A 20,051-nucleotide genomic window follows, 5' to 3' on the forward strand; every position below is an offset into this window, starting at 1 on the left:
CTGGCGCGTTTGCTGCAATCCTGTGACCGAACAAGAGGTGCCCCGGCAGAAAGGAACAACTCTTCTATCCGGAAGTTATAACTTTCCGGAGGCATACCAGCCCGCAGGTTTCTCACCCCGCACAGGCAGATCCGGCGCAGCTGGCAGCCGAAATGGTCAGCGCGCGATCATCCGGGACTACAGAATGAGCCGGGAGCCATGCTGTGGATGCCGGTGCGGCCACCGCTGCCGCCGAAAACAGCTGAAAGGAAAGCTCATGCCCCAGACTCTGACAGCCATTCTGTTCGTGATCATCGGGATTGCCCTTGCGGTGCCCGGAGTTCTTCTGATCTTCCTCGGCGGTAGCCCGGCTTATCTGTTGATCGGACTTGGTGTGATTGTCACCGCAGCGCTTTTGTGGCGCCGCTCTGTCCTGGCACTGCCGTTCTATGGGATGGTCGTTGCGGCTGTCATGGTCTGGTCGCTCTGGGAGGTCGGGCCGGACTGGTATCAGCTGGCGCCGCGCGGCTGGCTTTTGGTGCTGATGGCGATCTGGCTGCTCTGCCTGGAGATTCTTCGGGGCGAGCGGTCCGGACTGCGGGGAACGACGCTGCTTGGGTCGGTTGTTGTCGCCTCGGGTCTGGTGGCAGTCTGGTCACTCATGCATGATCCGAAGGATATGGCAGGCGCGCTGCGCGAGGATACCGTCAATCCTGCGCCGGCGACGGGGGCAGACTTCACTGAGGCGGACTGGCAGGTTTACGGGCGGGGCAGTTACGGTCAGCGCTATTCGCCGCTTGATCAGATCACCCCTGAAAACATCGGAGATCTGATCGAGGTCTGGCGCTATCAGACGGGCGATGTCCGGCTGCCAGAGGATGTGACCGAGACTACCTATCAGGTCACGCCGCTGAAGGTGGAGGATCGGCTGTTTCTCTGCACGCCCCACAATCTGGCCATAGCGGTGGATGCCGCGACGGGGCAGGAAATATGGCGTTATGATGCCCGTTCCGGGATGGAGCCTGATCGACAGCACCAGACCTGTCGTGGCGTGACCTGGTGGGAAGATGAAACGCTCACTGCCGGAACCGCTTGTGCCACCCGGGTCTATATGCCGACCGCCGATGCCCGTCTTATCGCGCTGGATGCGCAAACCGGGCAGCTTTGCGAAAGCTTTGGCCAGGGGGGTGAGATATCGCTGTTGCCAGGAATGCCTTATCAGCCTGCGGGCTATTATTACTCCACCTCGCCGCCGGTTGCGGTGGACGGAAAGCTGATCATTGGCGGTGCGGTCAATGACAACTTTTCGGTCAGGTCGCCTTCCGGCGTGATCCGCGCCTATGATATCCGCACAGGTGCGCTGATCTGGAACTGGGACAGCGGTAATCCGGGTGATACTGCTCCCATAGATATCGCCGGAGGCGCGACCTATTCCGCCAATTCTCCCAACAGCTGGTCGATCTTTTCATATGATGAGGCGCTTGGCCTCGTCTATATCCCGCTTGGAAACCAGGTCCCCGATCAGCTAGGGGCAGGGCGCAGCGCGGCAGTCGAGGCCCATTCTTCTTCGGTCGTGGCACTGGATATTGCGACGGGTCAACGGGCCTGGGTCTTCCAGACCGTCCATCACGACCTCTGGGATATGGATGTGCCCGCGCAACCGGTACTGATTGATCTCGATCTTTCTGTTGGGCGGGTGCCTGCGCTCGTGCAGCCGACCAAACAGGGTGATATCTATGTACTGGACCGCCGTAACGGACAGCCGCTGCTGCCGGTTCGTCAGCGGGCGGCACCCGCCGGCGCGATCCCTGGTGAATGGACAGCGCCGACACAACCGGTCTCGGCGCTTTCCTTTGAGCCGCCGATGCTGCGCGAGGCTGATATGTGGGGGGTGTCGATCTTCGATCAGCTCGCCTGCCGGATCCGGTTCCACCAGCTGAACTATGAGGGGCGCTATACACCGCCCTCCATGGAGGGAAGCATTGTCCATCCGGGGAACTTTGGCGTGTTTAACTGGGGCTCCATCGCGGTCGACCCGGTGCGCCAGGTGATGTTCGGGATGCCGACCTATCTGCCCTTCACTGTGGAGCTCGTTCCCGCGACGGACATCCCGCCGAAAGGCGAAGATGAAAAGGCCTCTGAACAGGGGCTCAATCGCAATGATGGTGCGGATTACGGGGTCTTCATGGGGCCGTTTCTGGGGCCGCTCGGGGTGCCATGTTCGGCACCGCCCTGGGGTTATGTGGCCGGTGCTGACCTGCGAAGCGGCGAAATCACCTGGATGCACCGGAACGGCACAGTTCGGGATATGACGCCGTTGCCGCTGCCGTTCAGGACCGGGGTGCCGGGCATCGGCGGGCCAATCATTACCGGCGGTGGGATCGCTTTCCTTGGCGCCACCGTCGATGATTATCTGCGTGGCTATGACCTGACGACGGGGGCAGAGATCTGGCGTGCGAGGCTGCCTGCAGGCGGCCAGGCCACGCCGATGACTTATGCCATCGATGGCCGCCAGTATGTTGTCATCGTCGCCGGGGGGCATGGTTCTGTCGGCACAAAGGCCGGGGACTATGTCATTGCCTATGCGCTTTCCGGCAATCCCCCGCCATTGGGGGGAGAGGCTCGCAAAGGGCAGGAACAATCTGGCGCAGCATCGGTTTCACATGCAGACGATGACCAATCTGCACAGGAGTGAGACCGATGAAAGCGAAGACACTGGACGATCTGTTCCTCGACCTGCTGAAAGACGTCTACTACGCCGAGCGTAAAATCCTGAAGGCCTTGCCGAAAATGGCCCGCGCGGCGCAGTCGGCAGAGCTGGGAGGGGCTTTTGAAAAGCACCATGACGAAACTCAGATCCATGTCGAGCGGCTCCAGCAGGTGTTCGACATTCTGGGTAAGCCCGCACGCGGAAAGACCTGCCCTGCCATCGAGGGCATTCTCGACGAGGGTGAAGAGGTGATTGAGAGCTTCAAAGGGTCGCCGGCGCTGGACGCGGGTCTGATCGCCGCCGCGCAGGCGGTCGAGCATTACGAGATGGCCCGCTACGGCACGCTCAGGAACTGGGCGGAGCTGATGGGGCAGGGTGAGATTGCAAAAATCCTGCAAAACACTCTTTCCGAGGAAGAAGCCACCGACAGTGCCCTGACGGAGATCGCGGATGGTTCGGTCAACCAGACTGCGCTCACAGCGGCATGATATTTGTCCTGTCGCTTGCTCCCGGCGACAGGATGTATAGGGCTGGCCGTGCACTGCGCAGGGCCAGCCCGTGAAATGAGCAGGGCACCGCAACCCTTGGCGATGGGGCCATTGCCCCGCAGGATCAGGGGCAGGAGAGAACCCTCCTGCAAGTTTTCCGATGGGGAACCGTAGGCCCTGCTATGTGTTCAGATATGTCAGATCACTGCTCCGAGGATAGAACATGCGTGTCAAAACACGATATAAAGGTCGGGTCTCTCGTGACGCTGCGAAGCCCTCTGTTCTGGATGACGAGACTTATCCGGCAGATATGGAGGATCAGCGTGCGCAACCGGATGGTTTGGGCGAGGACAAGCCCGGGCCCAAAAATCCGAAGTCGATACCGAACCCCGATGGATAGTGCCTGAACGACTGTTGTCAGTCACATGTCCGGCTACGCCAGGTGAAATGATTATGACCAGGCCTCCCCCCTCACCGCGAAAACGCGAAAAAGCTGGTTTGCTGATCGTAGTGACCCTCATCGTAATGGTTACAGGATTCTTTGTAACTCGTATATTCTGGCATGCAGAGGTCCGGGAGCGTGACCCGGAGAGCCTTGAGGCCCCGGACAGGCAAAATGACGGGTCGTCGGCGCCGGCGGCTCAGTGACAGCAATCCCTTGGATATTCCATGCGAGGCAGGCTTCGCATCAGTTGGGTGTGAGGTTTTGTCGAAAGTATTTGTCCCGGTGACTCACTGATAGACCAACCCGATAATTTATCTTGATTCATTTGTGCAGGAGCACAATTATTCCGGCGCAAAATGTCGTAAAGGACTGATTTCACGGACGGGTCTACCACTATGGACAGCAAAGTTGATCGGGTCATGAATGGCCAGGTTCATGATTTTGACTGGAGCGCCACGCCACTTGGGCCACGCTCAGACTGGCCGGTCGCCCTGCGTATCACTTCGGACCTGATCCTGCGTTCCGACTTCCCCAAATGTCTGTGCTGGGGGCCCGAGATGATCACGATTTACAATGACGCCTTTGTGCCAATTCTGGGGCAGAAAGCACCCTGCCTTGGTATGCCATTCAGACGGATATGGTCCGAGGCCTGGCACGAGATCGGGCCGATCGCTGATCGTGCGTTGCAAGGGCAGTCCACGTTCATACGGAACTATGAATTGCAGATCGAACGGGGAGACGGCCCGGAATACGGCTGGTTCACCTTTTGTTACAGCCCTGTGGCTGATGAAAACGGCATCATCTTGGGGTTCATGAACACCGTCATTGAGACAACCGGTGAGGTCATGACCGCACGCCGCAGCCGGATTCTCAACGGTGAACTGCGCCATCGGATCAAAAATGCCTATGCGAAGGCCATTGCCATCGCGCGTCTGACCTTCCGCCAGGCAAGGTCGGTCGAAGGGGCACAGGAGGCGGTTGTCAGACGTCTTTGTCAGCTTGACCATGCACAGCGGGCGCTTCTTGCTGATATCGATGGGACCCTTGATATACGCAAGCTGATCACGGACGCCCTTGCTGGCAGCCTGCCTGAGAACCGCCTTACCATGCGCGGCCCCCCTGTGATGATTGAGGCAGATCAGGTTTTCGCGCTGAGCCTGGCTTTGGGCGAACTTGCGACCAATGCGCAGAAATACGGGGCATGGTCGAACGGGAGCGGCCAGGTCTGCATAGATTGGGCACAGCATCGGGGCCAGCTCGAACTGGTATGGCGAGAAACTGGTGGCCCACCTGTTACCGAGCCCGTGTACAGCGGCTTCGGGCGTGAGCTGATCGAAGATGCCCTCAGGCACGAGTTCCGAGGCGAGGCTTTTCTGGACTTCAACCCAGCAGGGGTGGTTTTCACGCTGCGGTCTTCCTCCATCGAGCTGAACTCTGTGGATCAGATCAGCGGCTTGCCACCTGTTACTGCCACGGTCGCGCCCGATATATAGCTCGACATCGGCTCGGCCAGCATTACATAGGCCGAAGCCAGCTCGACAGGCTGTGCCGGTCGCTTCATTGGGTAGTTTTCACCGAACTTTGCGACTTGCTCAGCGGACATGCTGGCCGGAATCAAAGGGGTCCAGACCGGGCCGGGCGCCACGCAATTCACACGGATCCCCTTTTCCGCGAGGAGTTGCGCCAGGCCACCGGTGAAGTTCTGGACCGCGCCTTTGGTGGTCGCATAGGCAAGCAGCGCCGGGTTTGGCATATCGGCGTTGATCGAGGCCGTGTTGATGATGGCACTGCCGGGTCGCATATGCGGAATCGCCGCTTTGCTAAGCCAGAACATGGCATGAATATTGACTGCGAAGGTGCGCTCCCATTCCGCATCTGAGATGTCTTCGAGTGCGTCGAACGTATCCTGGTGTGCGGCATTGTTGACCAGAACGTCGATGCGCCCGAATTCCGCGACGGCTTTCCCGACAATAGCCCGGCAATGCCCGGCGGCGGAGATTTCACCCGCGATGGTCAGGCAGCGCCGACCGCTCTCGCGGATCAGCTGTGCCGTATCTGCTGCATCCTCACCTTCATTGAGGTAAGCCAGCACCACATCTGCGCCCTCGCGCGCATAGGCTATGGCAACAGCTCTACCGATGCCGCTGTCACCACCGGTGATCACCGCCGCCATTCCTTCAAGACGACCGGCACCTATCCAGCTTTTCTCACCATGATCTGGTGGTGGCTGCATCCTGCGGAAGGTCCCGGGCAGTTCCTGGACCTGTTCCGGGAAGGGCAGCTTTGGGTAGTTGAAATGATTGGGTTCCATTCCACTATTCTTATCACCATCGGTTTTTTCATGTCCCGGCGCGTTGGCGATAATGGTGGGGGGGGGCAGCCTTCTCAGACGAATTGTGCATCTCGTGACCTCCGTATCACTGATTTTTGTTTGAACCGGCAAGACGGCTGCATGTTCCTTAATTGACAGAGATCGATACGCTTTGCAGCTTCACAGTCCCGGGAGAAGAGTAACACTATGAGAAATCCTGATCTGAGCTCCTTTCTCCCCGAACTTGCAGGAAAATCGGTGCTTGTCGCTGAGGATGAGTATCTGCTCGCAACTGACCTTGCACAGTTCCTGCGGCGAGGGGGAGCCTGTGTGATTGGTCCGTTTCCGACGGTGAAAGAGGCGCTGAACAGTTTACGCGCTGGTGCAAAACCGGACTTTGCTATGCTTGATGTCAATCTGAGAGGAGAGATGGTGTTTCCCCTTGCTGATCACCTCGTTGACGCGATGATCCCATTCATATTCATCACTGGTTATGACACAGCGACATTGCCGCAAGCATATGCGGAGATTCCCCGTCTGGAGAAACCGATCAATCTCTGACCCGTACCCTGGGAGGCGGACATCCTGGATAAGCGGATATCCGCAGATTCGGAGGGGGATAGGTGTAACTTTCTAATAAATATAACATTTTCATAACTGATGTGAAGGTTGCTACATTTGCATCATGCTTCATACTGGACCGGCACAGTCCGATCCGCGCCGGACCCGCAGCATCGGAACCGCCGAACCAGCCGCGAGACGGATAAGAGATGCAAAACCTTTCTGGCCGCCAAATAATGATAGTCGAAGATGACTATTACGTTGCCTGCGAACTGGCAGATCATTTTCGTGCGGCCGAGGCGACGGTACTCGGACCGTTTCCTTCGATCTCGGAGGCATCGGATTATGTCGAGGATACCGATCTCGCGGTGCTTGATGTAAATCTGAGGGGCCAAAAGGTTTATCCTCTGGCCGATCTGTTGATGGGGGCGGCCGTTCCGTTCGTCTTTTATTCTGCGCATGAGATTGCCAGAATTCCGCGACGGTTTGCCCATATTGCCCGGTTGCCCAAGCCTCATGTGGCTAACAAGGCTGTGGCATTTCTGAAAAGTCAGGTCCATGCGCAGACGCTGGTCGCGCTCCTTCCGAAGCTCAGGCTCTCCGCACGGCTGATGCTGCCTGACGGATTGGCCGCAGACCGGCTGGTCGAAGCGACCCTGATGCTTGCTCTGGAAGAACATTCCAGCCTGCCAACGCTTCCCCCTCTGGAGGAATGGCTGCAACAGCTCATGAAACGAGCCTTGGCAGAGCGAGGGTGCGATCTTCTGCAATGAGCAGTTCTCGGCGGGAGCCACTGTCGTTGTCCGCAAAGACGGACTATTGATGACGCGCTATACGCGAGACGACCGGGATATCTGATGAGCGACGCTACCCCTTCTGATCTGACGAAAGATCCTGCAGATCTTCCCCCAGATGTAGCCGCGATTGTCGGCATTGGTGTCGCCGCGAGGTCGCTTGACTCGTTACTTGGTATATTATCCTCGACAGAGCCAGGCCTTGGCGGCGCCTATCTGATTGCCATAGGTGGTAAGGATCGCCCCTCGGGTGAAGATGTCCTCGCACGGGCGACCGCTGTTTCCTCGCTCACAGTTGCCATGGCCGAGGATGGTGCGCCACTTCTTCCTGAACATGTCTATATTGCCGGTGCTGACCGGCTGATGACGCTTGAGGATGGTCGCATATGTGTGCGCGGTCAGCCCGCTGGAGAGAAGGCAGGCGCCGTCGACACGATGCTGGAGTCCATAGCGCGGGCGGCGGGACGGCATTCTGTCGCAGTCATTCTCAACGGGTTGTATGCCGAGGGGGCCGTCGGCCTGCGGGCCGCAAAGGAATGTGGCGGTCTGACCATTGGGGAATGGGATCCGGATGACGCCGACAGGTCGGACAAGGCGGGTCCTTCGGCTGTCCTTGACATAAGGGGCACTCCAGGCCGGATTGCCGCTGAAATCGACCTCTATATTGGCAATATCGCGGTCCTGCCCGAGGCGAGTATTCGCCTGACTACTGAGGCCGTTGAATCGGAGATCGCCGAGATCGTCAGCGCTTTGCGCAAGGTCACCGGCAATGACTTTCACGGCTATAAGCGGGGCACCTTCGTGCGCCGGGTGCAGCGGCGGCTTCAGGTGCTGCAACTGCCTGATATCGCGGCTTATCTTGGCCTTCTGAGGGAAAATCGCGACGAGGTGCAGCGGCTTTTTCAGGATCTTCTGATCGGCGTGACGCAGTTCTTTCGGGATCCACAGGAATTTGAGCTCCTGGAACGGGAAATACCTTCGCTGTTCGAGGGGAAGCGGGCCGGTGACATGGTGCGTGTCTGGGTCCTGGGATGTGCGACCGGGGAAGAAGCCTATTCCATTGCCATGCTCCTGAAAGAACATGCGGCAACACTTGAACAATCGCCGCGTATTCAGATTTTTGCCACTGATCTTGACGCCCGCGCTCTGGGTCTGGCACGGGCCGCTCGATACGCGCCGGGCATTGCAGATCATATACGACCTGATCGACTGGAGCGCTGGTTCACGCGCGAAGGCGATACTTACAGTGTTGTGAAAGAATTGCGCGAGATCTGCATCTTCTCGCCGCATAACCTGGTGCGGGATGCACCGTTTTCTCGTATAGACCTGCTGTCCTGCCGCAATCTGCTGATCTATCTGAATATGGAGGTGCAGGACCGCACCATACCCCTGTTCCACTTCGCGCTGAGGGCTAACGGGCTTCTGATGCTGGGCTCTTCAGAGAACGTCACGCGCCATCAGACGCTATTCGCACCGGTTGACCGCAAAAACCGCCTGTTTCGCAGGCTGGAGACGGCGACACGTGTTATCCCGGACTTTCCGCCGTCGCTACGGCCGCAAACAGGCACTGCAGTCGCCCTTGCCGCTCCGGATACATTGCCGGTGCCTTTGCCACGGCTCTCGGACAGTATCAGTCGTCAGGCTGATACGATCGCAGAGCGTTTCTCCCCTGGCTATGTCGTCATCGACACGCAATTCGAGGTGCTGCATTTTTCCGGGCGGATCGGACGGTTTTTGGAACCCCTTGCCGGTGCTGCGTCGCTGAGCCTGATCAGCCTCGTTCACCCCGACCTGCGCGGCGAGCTGCGTGCTGCGCTGTACCGGGCCATGTCAGAGGGGAAACGCGTGGAACTACCACGTCAGCTGATCCGGCATGACGATCAGGCCTCATGCGTCAACATCGTCATCGAGCCGCTCAGCCGGGACCATATCACTTCGCTGGTTGTTGTCTTCCAGCATGTCGGTCCGGCGGGGGAGGAGAGCGAGCGAGCGGCTCCCCGGGGGACCGATGACCATCTTCACAACCTGGAGAACGAGTTACGGCTCACGCGAGAGCGGCTTCAGGCGACCATCGAAGAGCTGGAATCCACCAATGAGGAACTGCGCTCTTCGAACGAGGAATACCAGTCGATCAATGAGGAACTGCAGTCTACGAATGAAGAGCTGGAAACCTCGAAAGAGGAACTCCAGTCGGTCAATGAAGAGCTTCAGACGGTCAACCTGGAGCTGGGCCATCAGATTCATGAACTGGCGCGCAGCAATTCGGACATCAAGAACTTGCTGGAAGCCAGCCAGATCGCCACGATCTTCCTCGACAATGATTTCAGATTGAGGACCTTCACCGCCTCGGCGCCGGAGCTGTTCCATCTGCTGGAAACCGATGTCGGCCGCCCGCTGGATCACGTGGTGGCTCGGATAAGCTATCCCGAGATTCATGAAGATGTGAAACAGGTTCTGCAAACTCTGATTCCGGTTGATCGTATGGTGAGCGATACAGCCCGCAACCGCCATTACGCCGTTCGGGTGCTGCCCTATCGCAGCATCGACAATTTCATTGGCGGTACGGTACTCACCTTCACCGATATGACCGCCACCAGGATTGCGGAACGGGCGCTGCTAGACAGTGAGGCAAGGCTCCATACTCTGATTGACGGATTGCCACAGTTAATCTGGCGCGCGGATCCTTGCGGTTCCTGGACTTGGGTCAGCCCGCAATGGACGATCTATACCGGCCAGTCTGCGGAAAAAAAGGCTCTGGGCGAAGGCTGGCTGGAACAGGTTCATCCCGACGATCTTGGTGCATTGCAGGCGGCCTGGGCTTCGGCCTCAAGCGTGGCTGTAACCGAAGGATTTGAGGCAGATTTCCGGCTGATGAATACGGCAGACGGAATCTGGCGATGGTTTCAGACCCGCGCCACTGCCGTCCGCGACTGCGACGGGCAGATCATAGAATGGCTGGGCACTTCAACCGACATGAACGAATTGCTCAGCCTGCAAGATCGGCAGCGCGTGTTAGTGGGCGAGTTGCAGCACCGGACCCGGAACCTGCTTTCCGTCGTGCGCCAGGTTGCCCAGCGGACCCTGCAATCGGCAAGTGATCTGGGGGATTTTGGTCAGCGTTTCCGCGACCGGCTCGAGATGTTGGCGCGGGTTCAGGGTCTGCTCTCAGATCTTGACGAAAATGCAAACCTCAGCTTCGACGTGCTGGTGAAGGCTGCGCTTTCGGCGGTGGGTGCTGATCCCGGTGAACGAGTGAGCCTTGAAGGTCCTGCCGATGTGCCTCTGAGTCCCTCCGCGGTGCAGATGTTGGCTATGGCACTCCATGAGTTGGCCACCAATGCTGTAAAACATGGTGCCCTGAGAGGCGCGGCAGGGCATCTGCATATTGGCTGGCAGATCGAGGGCGAAGACAGGTCCCGGCTGCATATTACATGGCATGAAACCGGCGTTTCCATGCCTGGGGCAGAACCTGCCTGGGGGCAGGGGCGCGAGCTGATCGAGCGCGCATTGCCCTATCAGCTCGATGCGGAAACTTCCTTCCTGATTGGTTCGGAAGGTATCACCTGCACCATTTCATTGCCGATCTGATCTTCTGTTGCCAGCAAGGGCTTGGTTCCGATGGAAATATTCCGGGAACATTCCTCGCCTTCGGTGGATTGTAGTCACAGAGCCAGACCAGATGGAGGTGATGATGGAGAAGGAACGCGAGGACCTGCCGAAGGTCATGCCCGAAGATAAGGAATTGCCCGTCTTTGACCGGGGACAGGAGGATCTGCCCTGGCCTCCGGATGCGGCATTGCCGGCCGACGATGAGGGAAATATTCTGCCCGGAAACGATCCGCTTGACGAAGACCCGAATGACAATGGTTCGGAAGAGCAATTCGATCCGGAAGATCGCCGCAACTCACCCCTTCCTGCGTCTAATCCGAAGATGCCACCGGATATGTAAGCATCCCGGTAGCAGTCAAAAATCTGATAACCGGGCGGTGAGAGGCCCAATCCGCTTCAGATGGAAAGCCCGCTGTAGTCGCCTCAGCAATTGACTGCGATCAGGTCGCGCAATTCTGTTACCTTAAGATCATCCATGATCATTTGTCGACCGCGGCTGATCCGACTTTTTACAGTGCCGATCGCGCAATCGCAAATCTGCGCCACATCCTGATAGCTTTCGCCCACCAGAAAGACGAGCACCAGCGCTTCGCGATACTGGGAAGGCAGTCGACTGATCGCCTGAATCACGTGATTGCAAGCCATACGCGCATCATGCACGGGAAAGGCGATCACCTGACCCGAGACGCAATCCTGCCCACCGACCGGCTCGCGGGAACTTTTCATGACCCCGGTAAGGAAGCTATTGCGCATGATCGTAAAAAGCCAGGCCCGAAGATTGGTGCCTGGCTGGAAGCGGTCAATATTCGCAATGGCTTTGACGAGTGTCTCCTGGACAAGATCGTCTGTCTCGGCCCACCACGTGTAAGATTTCGGGCATATATGCGCAGAAAGGGGATCATTTCGACCACCTGTTGCGAAGCTGCTCCATCCTGCGGTCGTGTCGGATTCGAGATGGTCATAATGCTTCTCCCTTTTTCCTCAGCATGGAAGGGAAACCTGGACCGGGCGTAGTAAGCTCCTGAGAATCTCGCGGGGCGGCGACATTCCGCTGCTTTACTCAGGCCGGATCGTCGTCTCGCCCATCCTGACTGGCAGGGAGGTCGGCTGAGCGCTTGTCAAGCGCCCTGCCGAGTTCGGCTGCAAGGGCATGAAGCCGATCGGGAACCGGCTGATCCATAACTGCCGAAAGCAGTTCCGGGCTCGCGGCCCGTATCAGCGCTTCTTCCTCGGTTACCTGCGGGTCAGGGCCGGGGAAAGGAATCACGGAATTACTCATCGTCAAAACCCAACATGCCATTCCTCGGCATTCACTTTACCCGGTTCCATCATTTATGACAGCCTGAATTGCGGATCTCCCAAACCTGTGTGGGAATTGGACGACACAAGGCCGTGTGTCCTTGCGCCGTCCAACTGCCAGATACTGCGCCATCGATGGTCACTTTCCGGCGCAAGAGCGTTCTAATGCCGCGAGCCGATTCTAAGCTGGCTCAGGACCTCACTGACGCCTCTGCAGCCACGGACCAGGTCCTCTGCTGCTTGTTTCTCGGTCCGGGACGTTACGCTGCCCTTCAGCGAGACAACACCGGCCTCTACCTGAACTTTGATGTCGGTTGCATCTATGTCGTCAGCCTCGGTCAGGCGGTCGCACAGATCCTCAAAGATCCGGTGATCTGACCGCGTGTAATTCATGGGACCCATGCCCCGGAAGGAATCCCGCGGTTGATCACGGCCGGACGGGGGCCAGTTTCCGGGTCCGCTTTCACGATCCAGTCCGCCATAATTACCGGGATCCCATTCTCTGCGCCAAAGATGACGTTCGTCCGGATCCCAGGATCGCAAACCCGGTGTGCGGGGCGATACATCTTTGGCATGTTCGGCCCTCTCTATGCGCCGGTGTCCGTGGTCGTCCTCATCTTCCCTGACGTTTCGCCTCTTGTTCACCATGTTGCGCCCTCCTTGCATTGCTGAACGGCCATCCGCCCGCAGATCAAAGCCAGGCTGATCAAACCTGATACATCGCAGGAATGTTCCGCAGAACTGATGTAGCGCCGCCAGGGGGAACAAACTTTACGGTCGCTGGTTCATGCATCCACCTGGTCACTGGTGTTCTGGCAGATCCGGAAACCGCGAGGTGGCCACTCATCGAGGAGGACGAAATGAGACGTCAAGGATATGCAGTCCTGATGATCGCCGCGCTGGTGGCACCATCTGTCATGCTGGCACAGGAAGATGTTCCCCCGTCGCCGGAAACCTCTCCGGCTCTGCAAGCGCAGACCATGGAGGGCCTTGCAACCGCTGACTGTGAAGAACAACATCGCTTGTTCGATATCAACGGTGACGGCTATATCAGCCAGTCGGAATCTGAGCGTGACTATGCGCGCGCTGGCATTGATGGCGTGATAATCGGGCCCGAGGGGCTGACCCGCGACCAGTTTCTCGCGACCTGCGCAGCAGACAGCTGGTCACAAAACACCCCTGAAGCGGGAGCCCCGCTGGAAGGCGCGAACAGCTTTACCGAGGAGCAGGCCCGGCAGCGGGCCATTGCCTGGAATGTCACGGATGTCTCGCCGCTCACCCTCGACGATAAGGGCATCTGGCGTGGCAACGGCAAGGTGGGCGCTGACGCAGTGGCTGTCGCCATCGACTACAAGGGTAACGTCGTCACCACGCCGTCCGCCCAGTAAACTCCGCAACTCGATAAGCAGGAGCAATAAAATGGCTGTTCTCACGAGAGTTTACGAAGATTTCGCAACGGCAGAACGTGCGCGCGCGAGCCTTGATGCCCTTGGTTGGGGGGATATCGAAGTCTCGATACTGGGCAACGAGCGGATGCGTGAGCATTACGCATCGGTCAACTCTGCGCCCAATGACATGTCGGGTACCGCGACGGGTGCGGGGATTGGTGCAGTCGCTGGTGGCGGTGCCGGATTGCTCGCCGGCCTCGGGATGCTTGCCATTCCCGGGATTGGTCCACTGGTTGCCGCAGGCTGGCTTGCGGCGACAGCGGTGGGCGCAGCCGGTGGCGCGGCGGTCGGGGGTACGATTGGCGCCCTGACGGATATTGGCATCAGTGAAGCTGATGCACCGGTCTTTCACGAGGCCATGCAGCGTGGCAATGTTGCCCTGACCGTCCGTTTCCCCGAAGAACGCCGTGCGGAGGTGACTGCAGCGCTTGCAAAAGTCCGGGAGGTTGGGATCGGCGATCTGCGCTCGCGTTTTGAGGTCGGCGGCTGGCGCTATGACGAGGCTGAGGCAGAGCGTCAGGCCCGACTGCGTGAGCATGATCCGTCGCGTATTCCCCCTCTGTAACCAGTTCCGTTGTTTTCCCGCACCCCTTTCGGAAGGGTGCGGGATTTCAGGTGACTATCGCCACCGACAACTGCCTGGAAACAAAAAACACTGGCGGCGCCCTCTCTGGGCAGGCCGCCTGTCTGCTTTGGGGGAACTGGAGCAAGGCAGCGAAAATACGCGCAATAGTGCGGCCAATGGTTAATTCCGGAACATCCTGCCCCCCTGCCAGTTGATGAACCGGCTCGCAAAGGTCGAGCAGTTTCATGGAAATGGAGGTGTACCATGGCTAATCCGAACCAGCCCGATCGTGATCAGGGCAACGACAAAACGAACCGCACCGGCAATCCCAACAATCCCGCCGGTGGCGCAAAGCAGCAGGAGCAGCAAGCTCCGCGCGACCAGAAAGGCCAGCAGGGCGGTGCCCTTGGCCAAGGTCAGCAGAACCGTGATCAGCAGCGCGATAACAATCAGCGCTGATCTCCAGTTCACCAACGGAATGGCGGGATGAATGTCCCGCCATTCTTGGTCCGTTAGAGCAGATGGGCGAGCATCCCGTTCTGCTGAATCCAGACCAGCTTCAGATCTACAAAAATGCCGATAACGAAGTCCGTGCCTTCGTCATGTTGGGCAAAGATCAGCTCGAGGCCCTTCCGGCTTATGAAAAGCCCTGACCTCCGCGCACATCAATCCACAAATCGAAGAGGAGAATCGGCCAATGAACTGGGATATCGTCAAGGGCCAATGGGCTCAGGTGAAAGGCGAGGTGAAGTCGAAATGGGGCGATCTAACCGATAACGACATCACCGAAATCAACGGCGAGCGTGAAAAGCTGGCTGGTAAACTTCAGGAGCGCTACGGTTGGGCGCGTGAAGAAGCGGACAGGCAGATCGACGACTATTTCCGCGATTATCGCTGAGACGCCGATACCTGGATAGCCAGGGGCTGGCATCAGCCAGCCCCTTATCGAAATCAGAATGGGCGGGGAGGCATGGACATGCTGGACCACACAGGCATCGTCGTCACAGACCTGAAGAAAGCGCGACGGTTTTATGATGCCATCGCGGCCCCTCTGGGGCTGGCAAAATCCAGCAACAGCCCTGAGTCATTTCTGTTCGGCAAAAGCGCCGAGGAGCCGATACCATATCTCTGGATTGGCACTTTACGTCCGTCTTACTGGGCGGACGGATCCAGGGCAGGTCTCAATCAGATGCATATTGCTTTCAAAGCAAGCAGCCGTGATCAGGTTGATGCCTTCTACAAGGCAGCGTTGGCATCTGGCGGGACTGATCATGGCGCGCCTGGTCCGCGTGATGGTGTTCCGGGCTATTACGGCGCATTCGTACTTGATCCGGATGGAAACAACATTGAAGCCTGCTATCGGAATGCGCCTGGCTGAAGTCATCCACTTTGGGTCCAAACAAAGAGGGCGGGATTCGGCCGAATATCGGTCCGGAAGGCACGTCATAGTTGTACGAATCTTCCGAAAACTCTTCGATCGTCCCACAACAAAGGAGGAAACAGCTATGGGGCAGAAATGGACGACTGCGCATAAGCTCGCCTGCCGTGATGAGGATGGCGCTTTGACCCGCGTCTTTCATCAGGTGTTGCTCAACGAATCGAACCAAGCGGTTGCGGAGAGGTTTGTTCTCGGCAACAGCGAGCCAGTATCAAGGGCGCGGGGTATGTTTCACCGCGTAAGCGGAGCAGTTATCGCCCCACCGCCCGTTTCACTTGCCTGAACGCAAATGCACCCGGCGAACCTGGGGGTTGGCTTCGGCATGTACACAGCATTCATAATGCGATCTCAGGATGGCGCGTCATCGGTGGCTGCATAGTGGGTATTTCGGCCGGCAGGGCAGGGCAGGGCGGGGCGGGGCGAACAGGGAGCAGCCCGACGAAAACGTGACCAGGCTTTTCGGAACCTAATGCCGGGTAAATCTGTTGACCTCTCAGCGAGAGGAGGAAGCCATGACAAAACCCGATTTCGACAAATCCGCAGAGAACACCAGCTTCGACGTGAAGCAGGAAGCCCAGAAGAAGAAGATGGATGACGCCGCTGAGAAGCATGCGAATACCATCAAGGGTGATACTGAGCCAAATGCCGGAGGGGCCAACCGCGAGAAAGGATATCGTGGGTGAGGTGAAAAGGCGAGCCGTGGCTCTCCGACGGCTCGCCCCAGGCTAACTTAAATTGACCAGTATGCGTCTCTCGCACTCGGGCTATTGGATCAACACCATTCGGAATCTGGCTGAGAGCAGACAGCATAGCCGTGTCTCGGCATCGCATTTCTGCATCCGCCGGGCAGGGCCTCTTTTATCCTACCGGCTATGGACCCAAATTGCAGCTCGTCAGCCCCAGCACCGGGAATAGCGTCAGGATTGTAGCCAAAAGCCCGATCCAGTCGCCGGCCCGCATGACTGTCGCGGCCGTTTTATCCTCGCCTTTCGAAGTCAATAGAACGGCGCCTGCTATCCCCACTGCCACGACCCAAAGCGAGACCAGCGTGAGTTGGTGCAGATCGCCGAGCAAGGTGGGTCGCGCAGGCCATCCCCACGCGCAGCCAATGCCGTGCGCAGCGTAGATTACTGAAAAGGCGATGGCCCAGACAAAGGGGCCGATCAGGGCGCGTAGCGGCCAGCTCATATGAACACCTCCTGCGCCGCGATCAGCAAGCCGAGGATCAGCGTGGTCGCGAGGTTGAAATCCTGCCAGGCGCGCCAGATTGGCCAAGTTGAGATGCGATTCCGGACCAGTCTGCCATCCTTGTGCTGGCAAAGGCACAACAGGGCAAAGAGCGCGGCAATCACGCAATGCAGTGCAACATATCCCAGCCCTGCCGCACGAAGAGCATCGCGTGCATGGCGGGTCGGATCATCCAGCATCATCGCAAGTCCCCCCGTCACTCCGAGGCCGAGGAGCATCAGTGGCAATGCCACATTCGCCCCGGCGGCCAGAGGAAAACGGGCCAGCCCGGAAGCAGCGACCAGCAGGAGGATCAGCACGGCGGCAAGCGAGCCTGCCGGGATCGTCGCGACGCCGCTTTCCGGTGCAGGCCAGCCCGGCGCGATGACCGACAGGAAACCGACTGCAAAGAGAAAGCAGGTGAAAAACGTGCCATCCGCGATCAGAAGGCAGGTCAGCCCGGTCCGTGCCAGCCCTTCCGGAACGCTTTGGTTCACGGGCAGGCTCAGCCCCGGGGCGACCTCGATCTGCGGCTCATCCTGTGCGCTGCCCATGAAACGCTGCCACTGCCAGACCGTGGCCGCGACAGCCGCCAGACCGAACGGGGCCAGAAGGTAGAGCCCGAAGAGCATCAGCAGAACAAAACCGGCGATCACCGCGGCTGTCAGGATCGGCAGTGCTGAGTTACCGGGCAGCACCGCGACATGACGTGGTTCGCCGCTGATTGCATCGACGACCAGCGTCTCGCGCCGCCCGCGCGGTGCTCCGGGCAAAAGGCCCTCGCCGCGCGCCAGGTGAAGGGCGCTCTGGCCGGGCAAAGGCAGCGACGCGATGTTGTAACTGGGCGCCGGCATCGGCATCGCCCATTCCAGGGTATTCGCCTTCCAGGGGTCACGCCTGCTCTTTGCCCCGAAGAATGCCTGCAGCAGGAGATCCAGCGCGAAGAGCGCAAAGCCCGCTGCCATCACGAAGCCGAAGAAGGAACTGACAAGATTTGGCCAGATCCATTCGGGGTGGTCGGGATAGGCGTTGATCCTGCGCGGCATCCCCAGAAGGCCGGTCAGATGCATGATGAAAAACGTGCCGTGAAAGCCGATCAGGATCAGCCAGAAGGCCATGGCACCGAGGCCGCGGACACGCTCGCGCCCGGTGAAAAGCGGCATCCAGTAGACCGCCGCTGCCATCATCGGAAAGACGAAGCCTCCGATCAGGACGTAATGCAGATGCGCGGTGACGAAGGCCGTGTCATGCGCCTGCCAGTTGAAGGGCACGATGGCCAGCATGACGCCGGTCAGCCCGCCCATCACAAAGGTCGAGAAGAACCCCATAAGATGCAGCATCGGCAGGCGCATTCGGGGCCGTCCCTGCCACATGGTGCCGATCCATGCAAAGATCTGCACCGCCGTCGGCACGGCCACCAGGGCCGAGGCTGCCGAAAAGAAGGCCAGCGCCATATGCGGGATGCCCACGGTGAACATGTGATGCACCCAGAGGCCGAAGGACAGGAACACCAGCCCCAGCACGGCGGCGACGATTGCACCATACCCCATGATCTTTGTGCGGCACATCACCGGCAGGATGGTCGAGATCGCGCCAGCGGCGGGCAGGAAGATGATATAGACCTCGGGGTGGCCGAAGAGCCAGAATAGATGCTGTCATAAAAGCGGATCGCCTCCGCGCGTCACATCGAAAAACGGCCAGCCAAAAGCGCGCTCGATCTCAAGCAGCACCGAGGCGAGGATCAGCGGTGGAAATCCCACCAGCATCATCGCGCTGGTCCCGAGCATATACCAGGCGAAGAGCGGCATCTGCGTCAGCTTCATCCCGGGCGCGCGCATTCTGAGGATCGTCACCGTGATCTCGACCGCAGCCGCCAGTGCCGAAATCTCGACGAATGTTACGCCGAGCAGCCAGACATCTGCGTTGATCCCGGGGCTGTAGGTCTTTGATGACAACGGCGTATACATGAACCAGCCGCCATCCGGGGCCACGCCCGCGACCAAGGCCGACAGGATGATCAGCCCGCCGAACAGATAGCACCACCAGCCAAGTCCCGAGAGACGCGGAAAGGCCAGGTCACGCGATCCGAGCATTTTGGGCAGGAGATAAATTCCCAGCCCTTCCAGCATCGGAATGGCGAAAAGGAACATCATCAGGCTGCCATGCATGGTGAAGAACTGGTTATAGAGCGCGGTGTCGAGGAACGCGCCATCAGGCGTCGCCAGCTGCGCCCGGATCAGCATCGCCAGGCATCCGGCGATGGCGAAAAAGACGAAAGAGGCCATTGAGAACCGCAGCCCCAGCTCGCTGTGGTTCACCGAGATCAGAAAACCGCGAATGCCTGCCGGGCGGCCCCAGATGCGGTCAAGTTCGCGGTGCAGATGCAACGCGCGCTGCGCAGGATTGGGCGAAAGCTGCGTCATGGTGTATCCCCTTCGGGAGCCGCATTGGCGGGCAGATCTGTGGCACTGGCCGCCGCCGGATCGCTCTGAACAGGCAGGGGGGTTGCCTCCGAAATGCTGGTGAAGGGCGGCGGATCAGAGGGGTCATAGGCCAGAACCTCGAACCGCATCCCGGCATAGCCAATTCCGGAAAACTCGGCCGAGCGCCCGTGATAAAGACCGGGCGCGCTGGCCTCGATCCGCAAGATATTATCCCGGCCAGGCAGCGCATCCATTTTGCCCGCAAGCTGCGGCACCCAGAAGGCATGGATCACATCCTCGGACCGGATCACGACATCAATCGGCGTGCCCGCAGGGATATGCAGGCGGGTCTCGGTCTCGATCATCGCCCCGTCAGGCCCCGGCTGCCGGAAGCGCCAGCTCCATTGCCGCGCGATCGCCTCGACCCGGACCACATCATCGCCGGGTCGGGCCTGGATCCGCTCTCCGAGCCATATCCCCGCGCCGACGACCGCGACCAGAACAGCGAAGCTGAAGCCGAGGCCCATGCCTTTGATCCAGAACGTCTCGCCGGGCGGCGTGACACCCTGGCGCGAAAAGCCACGCCAGATCAGCCCCAGCACCAAAAGCGTGATCAGCACCGCGCCCGCCATCATCGACCACCAGAGAACTGCGATATCCGCGGCGGCTGGTCCCTGAGGGGAAAGCGTCGAGAGCGGACCGCCACATCCTGCAAGCGCCGGAACCATCAGCACTGTCGCCGGTTTCCTCAGGA

18 protein-coding genes and 1 pseudogene are annotated in these 20,051 nt (G+C 59.1%); 13 read left to right on the top strand and 6 right to left on the bottom strand.

The window, feature by feature from the left end; all coding sequences use genetic code 11:
• Window positions 1-256: 256 nt before the first annotated feature.
• From AC4FS3_RS24255 to AC4FS3_RS24265, 3 genes are all read left to right on the top strand, one after another.
• On the top strand, window positions 257-2,674 hold the full coding sequence (locus tag AC4FS3_RS24255) for a membrane-bound PQQ-dependent dehydrogenase, glucose/quinate/shikimate family (protein ID WP_491022644.1): 2,418 nt from the start codon (window positions 257-259) through the stop codon (window positions 2,672-2,674).
• Window positions 2,675-2,679: 5 nt separating this feature from the next.
• A complete protein-coding gene (locus AC4FS3_RS24260) occupies window positions 2,680-3,177 on the top strand; it encodes a YciE/YciF ferroxidase family protein (RefSeq protein ID WP_491022645.1) in 498 nt (165 codons plus the stop codon).
• Between the two features lie 840 nt (window positions 3,178-4,017).
• Entirely contained in the window at window positions 4,018-5,115 is a 1,098-nt protein-coding gene (locus AC4FS3_RS24265; RefSeq protein ID WP_491022646.1) for an HWE histidine kinase domain-containing protein, read from the top strand.
• Here the strand turns inward: AC4FS3_RS24265 and AC4FS3_RS24270 are convergent.
• Complete coding sequence (locus AC4FS3_RS24270) at window positions 5,064-5,933, bottom strand: SDR family oxidoreductase (RefSeq protein WP_491022679.1); 870 nt, start codon at window positions 5,931-5,933, stop codon at window positions 5,064-5,066. The two genes, AC4FS3_RS24265 and AC4FS3_RS24270, sit on opposite strands and share 52 nt — an antisense overlap.
• 207 nt (window positions 5,934-6,140) lie before the next feature.
• On the opposite strand from AC4FS3_RS24270, the gene AC4FS3_RS24275 reads away from it, so the two are divergent.
• The 4 genes from AC4FS3_RS24275 (at window position 6,141) to AC4FS3_RS24290 (ending at window position 11,237) form a co-directional block, all read left to right on the top strand.
• The gene (locus AC4FS3_RS24275) at window positions 6,141-6,494 is read left to right on the top strand and encodes a response regulator (RefSeq protein WP_491022647.1); all 354 of its coding nucleotides are present in this window, start codon (window positions 6,141-6,143) and stop codon (window positions 6,492-6,494) included.
• A gap of 209 nt (window positions 6,495-6,703) precedes the next feature.
• Window positions 6,704-7,267 carry a response regulator gene (locus AC4FS3_RS24280; protein ID WP_491022648.1) on the top strand — a complete coding sequence of 188 codons (564 nt, stop codon included), beginning with the start codon at window positions 6,704-6,706 and terminating at the stop codon, window positions 7,265-7,267.
• Window positions 7,268-7,351: 84 nt separating this feature from the next.
• The gene (locus AC4FS3_RS24285) at window positions 7,352-10,876 is read left to right on the top strand and encodes a CheR family methyltransferase (protein ID WP_491022649.1); all 3,525 of its coding nucleotides are present in this window, start codon (window positions 7,352-7,354) and stop codon (window positions 10,874-10,876) included.
• A 103-nt stretch (window positions 10,877-10,979) separates the two neighbouring features.
• Window positions 10,980-11,237: a hypothetical protein gene (locus AC4FS3_RS24290; protein WP_491022650.1), complete on the top strand. Its 258-nt coding sequence runs from the start codon at window positions 10,980-10,982 to the stop codon at window positions 11,235-11,237.
• Window positions 11,238-11,320: 83 nt separating this feature from the next.
• On the opposite strand, the gene AC4FS3_RS24295 is transcribed toward AC4FS3_RS24290, so the two are convergent.
• A complete protein-coding gene (locus tag AC4FS3_RS24295; protein ID WP_491022680.1) occupies window positions 11,321-11,779 on the bottom strand; it encodes a sigma-70 family RNA polymerase sigma factor in 459 nt (152 codons plus the stop codon).
• A 579-nt stretch (window positions 11,780-12,358) separates the two neighbouring features.
• Window positions 12,359-12,862: a BON domain-containing protein gene (locus tag AC4FS3_RS24300; protein WP_491022651.1), complete on the bottom strand. Its 504-nt coding sequence runs from the start codon at window positions 12,860-12,862 to the stop codon at window positions 12,359-12,361.
• Window positions 12,863-13,083: 221 nt separating this feature from the next.
• On the opposite strand from AC4FS3_RS24300, the gene AC4FS3_RS24305 reads away from it, so the two are divergent.
• From AC4FS3_RS24305 to AC4FS3_RS24330, 6 genes are all read left to right on the top strand, one after another.
• On the top strand, window positions 13,084-13,584 hold the full coding sequence (locus AC4FS3_RS24305) for a hypothetical protein (RefSeq protein ID WP_491022652.1): 501 nt from the start codon (window positions 13,084-13,086) through the stop codon (window positions 13,582-13,584).
• A gap of 31 nt (window positions 13,585-13,615) precedes the next feature.
• A complete protein-coding gene (locus tag AC4FS3_RS24310) occupies window positions 13,616-14,209 on the top strand; it encodes a hypothetical protein (RefSeq protein WP_491022653.1) in 594 nt (197 codons plus the stop codon).
• A gap of 264 nt (window positions 14,210-14,473) precedes the next feature.
• Window positions 14,474-14,668 (top strand): hypothetical protein, encoded by a 195-nt coding sequence (locus AC4FS3_RS24315; protein WP_491022654.1) that lies wholly within the window; start codon window positions 14,474-14,476, stop codon window positions 14,666-14,668.
• Between the two features lie 238 nt (window positions 14,669-14,906).
• On the top strand, window positions 14,907-15,107 hold the full coding sequence (locus AC4FS3_RS24320) for a CsbD family protein (protein ID WP_491022655.1): 201 nt from the start codon (window positions 14,907-14,909) through the stop codon (window positions 15,105-15,107).
• A 78-nt stretch (window positions 15,108-15,185) separates the two neighbouring features.
• The gene (locus tag AC4FS3_RS24325; RefSeq protein WP_491022656.1) at window positions 15,186-15,587 is read left to right on the top strand and encodes a VOC family protein; all 402 of its coding nucleotides are present in this window, start codon (window positions 15,186-15,188) and stop codon (window positions 15,585-15,587) included.
• Between the two features lie 572 nt (window positions 15,588-16,159).
• Window positions 16,160-16,330, top strand: coding sequence for a hypothetical protein (locus AC4FS3_RS24330; RefSeq protein ID WP_491022657.1), 171 nt, complete (start codon window positions 16,160-16,162; stop codon window positions 16,328-16,330).
• Between the two features lie 187 nt (window positions 16,331-16,517).
• Here the strand turns inward: AC4FS3_RS24330 and AC4FS3_RS24335 are convergent, their stop codons facing one another.
• The 3 genes and pseudogenes from AC4FS3_RS24335 to AC4FS3_RS24345 all read right to left on the bottom strand — a co-directional run bounded on the left by AC4FS3_RS24335 (window position 16,518) and on the right by AC4FS3_RS24345 (window position 20,025).
• Window positions 16,518-16,835 (bottom strand): hypothetical protein, encoded by a 318-nt coding sequence (locus tag AC4FS3_RS24335; protein WP_491022658.1) that lies wholly within the window; start codon window positions 16,833-16,835, stop codon window positions 16,518-16,520.
• Window positions 16,832-19,297: pseudogene (gene ctaD, locus AC4FS3_RS24340) on the bottom strand (cytochrome c oxidase subunit I). The gene AC4FS3_RS24335 and the pseudogene ctaD overlap by 4 nt, the downstream one beginning before the upstream one ends.
• On the bottom strand, window positions 19,294-20,025 hold the full coding sequence (locus AC4FS3_RS24345) for a cytochrome c oxidase subunit II (protein ID WP_491022682.1): 732 nt from the start codon (window positions 20,023-20,025) through the stop codon (window positions 19,294-19,296). Before AC4FS3_RS24345 ends, ctaD begins: the two are co-directional and overlap by 4 nt.
• Window positions 20,026-20,051 lie beyond the last annotated feature (26 nt).

It is taken from the genome of Pseudogemmobacter sp. TB195 (genome assembly GCF_058313095.1).

What these genes read in the sequence shown, in the direction of transcription:
- AC4FS3_RS24310 (WP_491022653.1), top strand. Translation starts at nt 13,616, where the DNA reads ATGGCTGTTCTCACGAGAGTTTACGAAGATTTCGCAACGGCAGAACGT.
- AC4FS3_RS24280 (WP_491022648.1), top strand. Translation starts at nt 6,704, where the DNA reads ATGCAAAACCTTTCTGGCCGCCAAATAATGATAGTCGAAGATGACTAT.
- AC4FS3_RS24290 (WP_491022650.1), top strand. Translation starts at nt 10,980, where the DNA reads ATGGAGAAGGAACGCGAGGACCTGCCGAAGGTCATGCCCGAAGATAAG.
- AC4FS3_RS24320 (WP_491022655.1), top strand. Translation starts at nt 14,907, where the DNA reads ATGAACTGGGATATCGTCAAGGGCCAATGGGCTCAGGTGAAAGGCGAG.
- AC4FS3_RS24305 (WP_491022652.1), top strand. Translation starts at nt 13,084, where the DNA reads ATGATCGCCGCGCTGGTGGCACCATCTGTCATGCTGGCACAGGAAGAT.
- AC4FS3_RS24255 (WP_491022644.1), top strand. Translation starts at nt 257, where the DNA reads ATGCCCCAGACTCTGACAGCCATTCTGTTCGTGATCATCGGGATTGCC.
- AC4FS3_RS24270 (WP_491022679.1), bottom strand. Translation starts at nt 5,933, where the DNA reads ATGGAACCCAATCATTTCAACTACCCAAAGCTGCCCTTCCCGGAACAG.
- AC4FS3_RS24345 (WP_491022682.1), bottom strand. Translation starts at nt 20,025, where the DNA reads ATGGTTCCGGCGCTTGCAGGATGTGGCGGTCCGCTCTCGACGCTTTCC.
- AC4FS3_RS24335 (WP_491022658.1), bottom strand. Translation starts at nt 16,835, where the DNA reads ATGAGCTGGCCGCTACGCGCCCTGATCGGCCCCTTTGTCTGGGCCATC.
- AC4FS3_RS24285 (WP_491022649.1), top strand. Translation starts at nt 7,352, where the DNA reads ATGAGCGACGCTACCCCTTCTGATCTGACGAAAGATCCTGCAGATCTT.
- AC4FS3_RS24300 (WP_491022651.1), bottom strand. Translation starts at nt 12,862, where the DNA reads ATGCAAGGAGGGCGCAACATGGTGAACAAGAGGCGAAACGTCAGGGAA.
- AC4FS3_RS24330 (WP_491022657.1), top strand. Translation starts at nt 16,160, where the DNA reads ATGACAAAACCCGATTTCGACAAATCCGCAGAGAACACCAGCTTCGAC.
- AC4FS3_RS24325 (WP_491022656.1), top strand. Translation starts at nt 15,186, where the DNA reads ATGCTGGACCACACAGGCATCGTCGTCACAGACCTGAAGAAAGCGCGA.
- AC4FS3_RS24275 (WP_491022647.1), top strand. Translation starts at nt 6,141, where the DNA reads ATGAGAAATCCTGATCTGAGCTCCTTTCTCCCCGAACTTGCAGGAAAA.
- AC4FS3_RS24265 (WP_491022646.1), top strand. Translation starts at nt 4,018, where the DNA reads ATGGACAGCAAAGTTGATCGGGTCATGAATGGCCAGGTTCATGATTTT.
- AC4FS3_RS24260 (WP_491022645.1), top strand. Translation starts at nt 2,680, where the DNA reads ATGAAAGCGAAGACACTGGACGATCTGTTCCTCGACCTGCTGAAAGAC.
- AC4FS3_RS24315 (WP_491022654.1), top strand. Translation starts at nt 14,474, where the DNA reads ATGGCTAATCCGAACCAGCCCGATCGTGATCAGGGCAACGACAAAACG.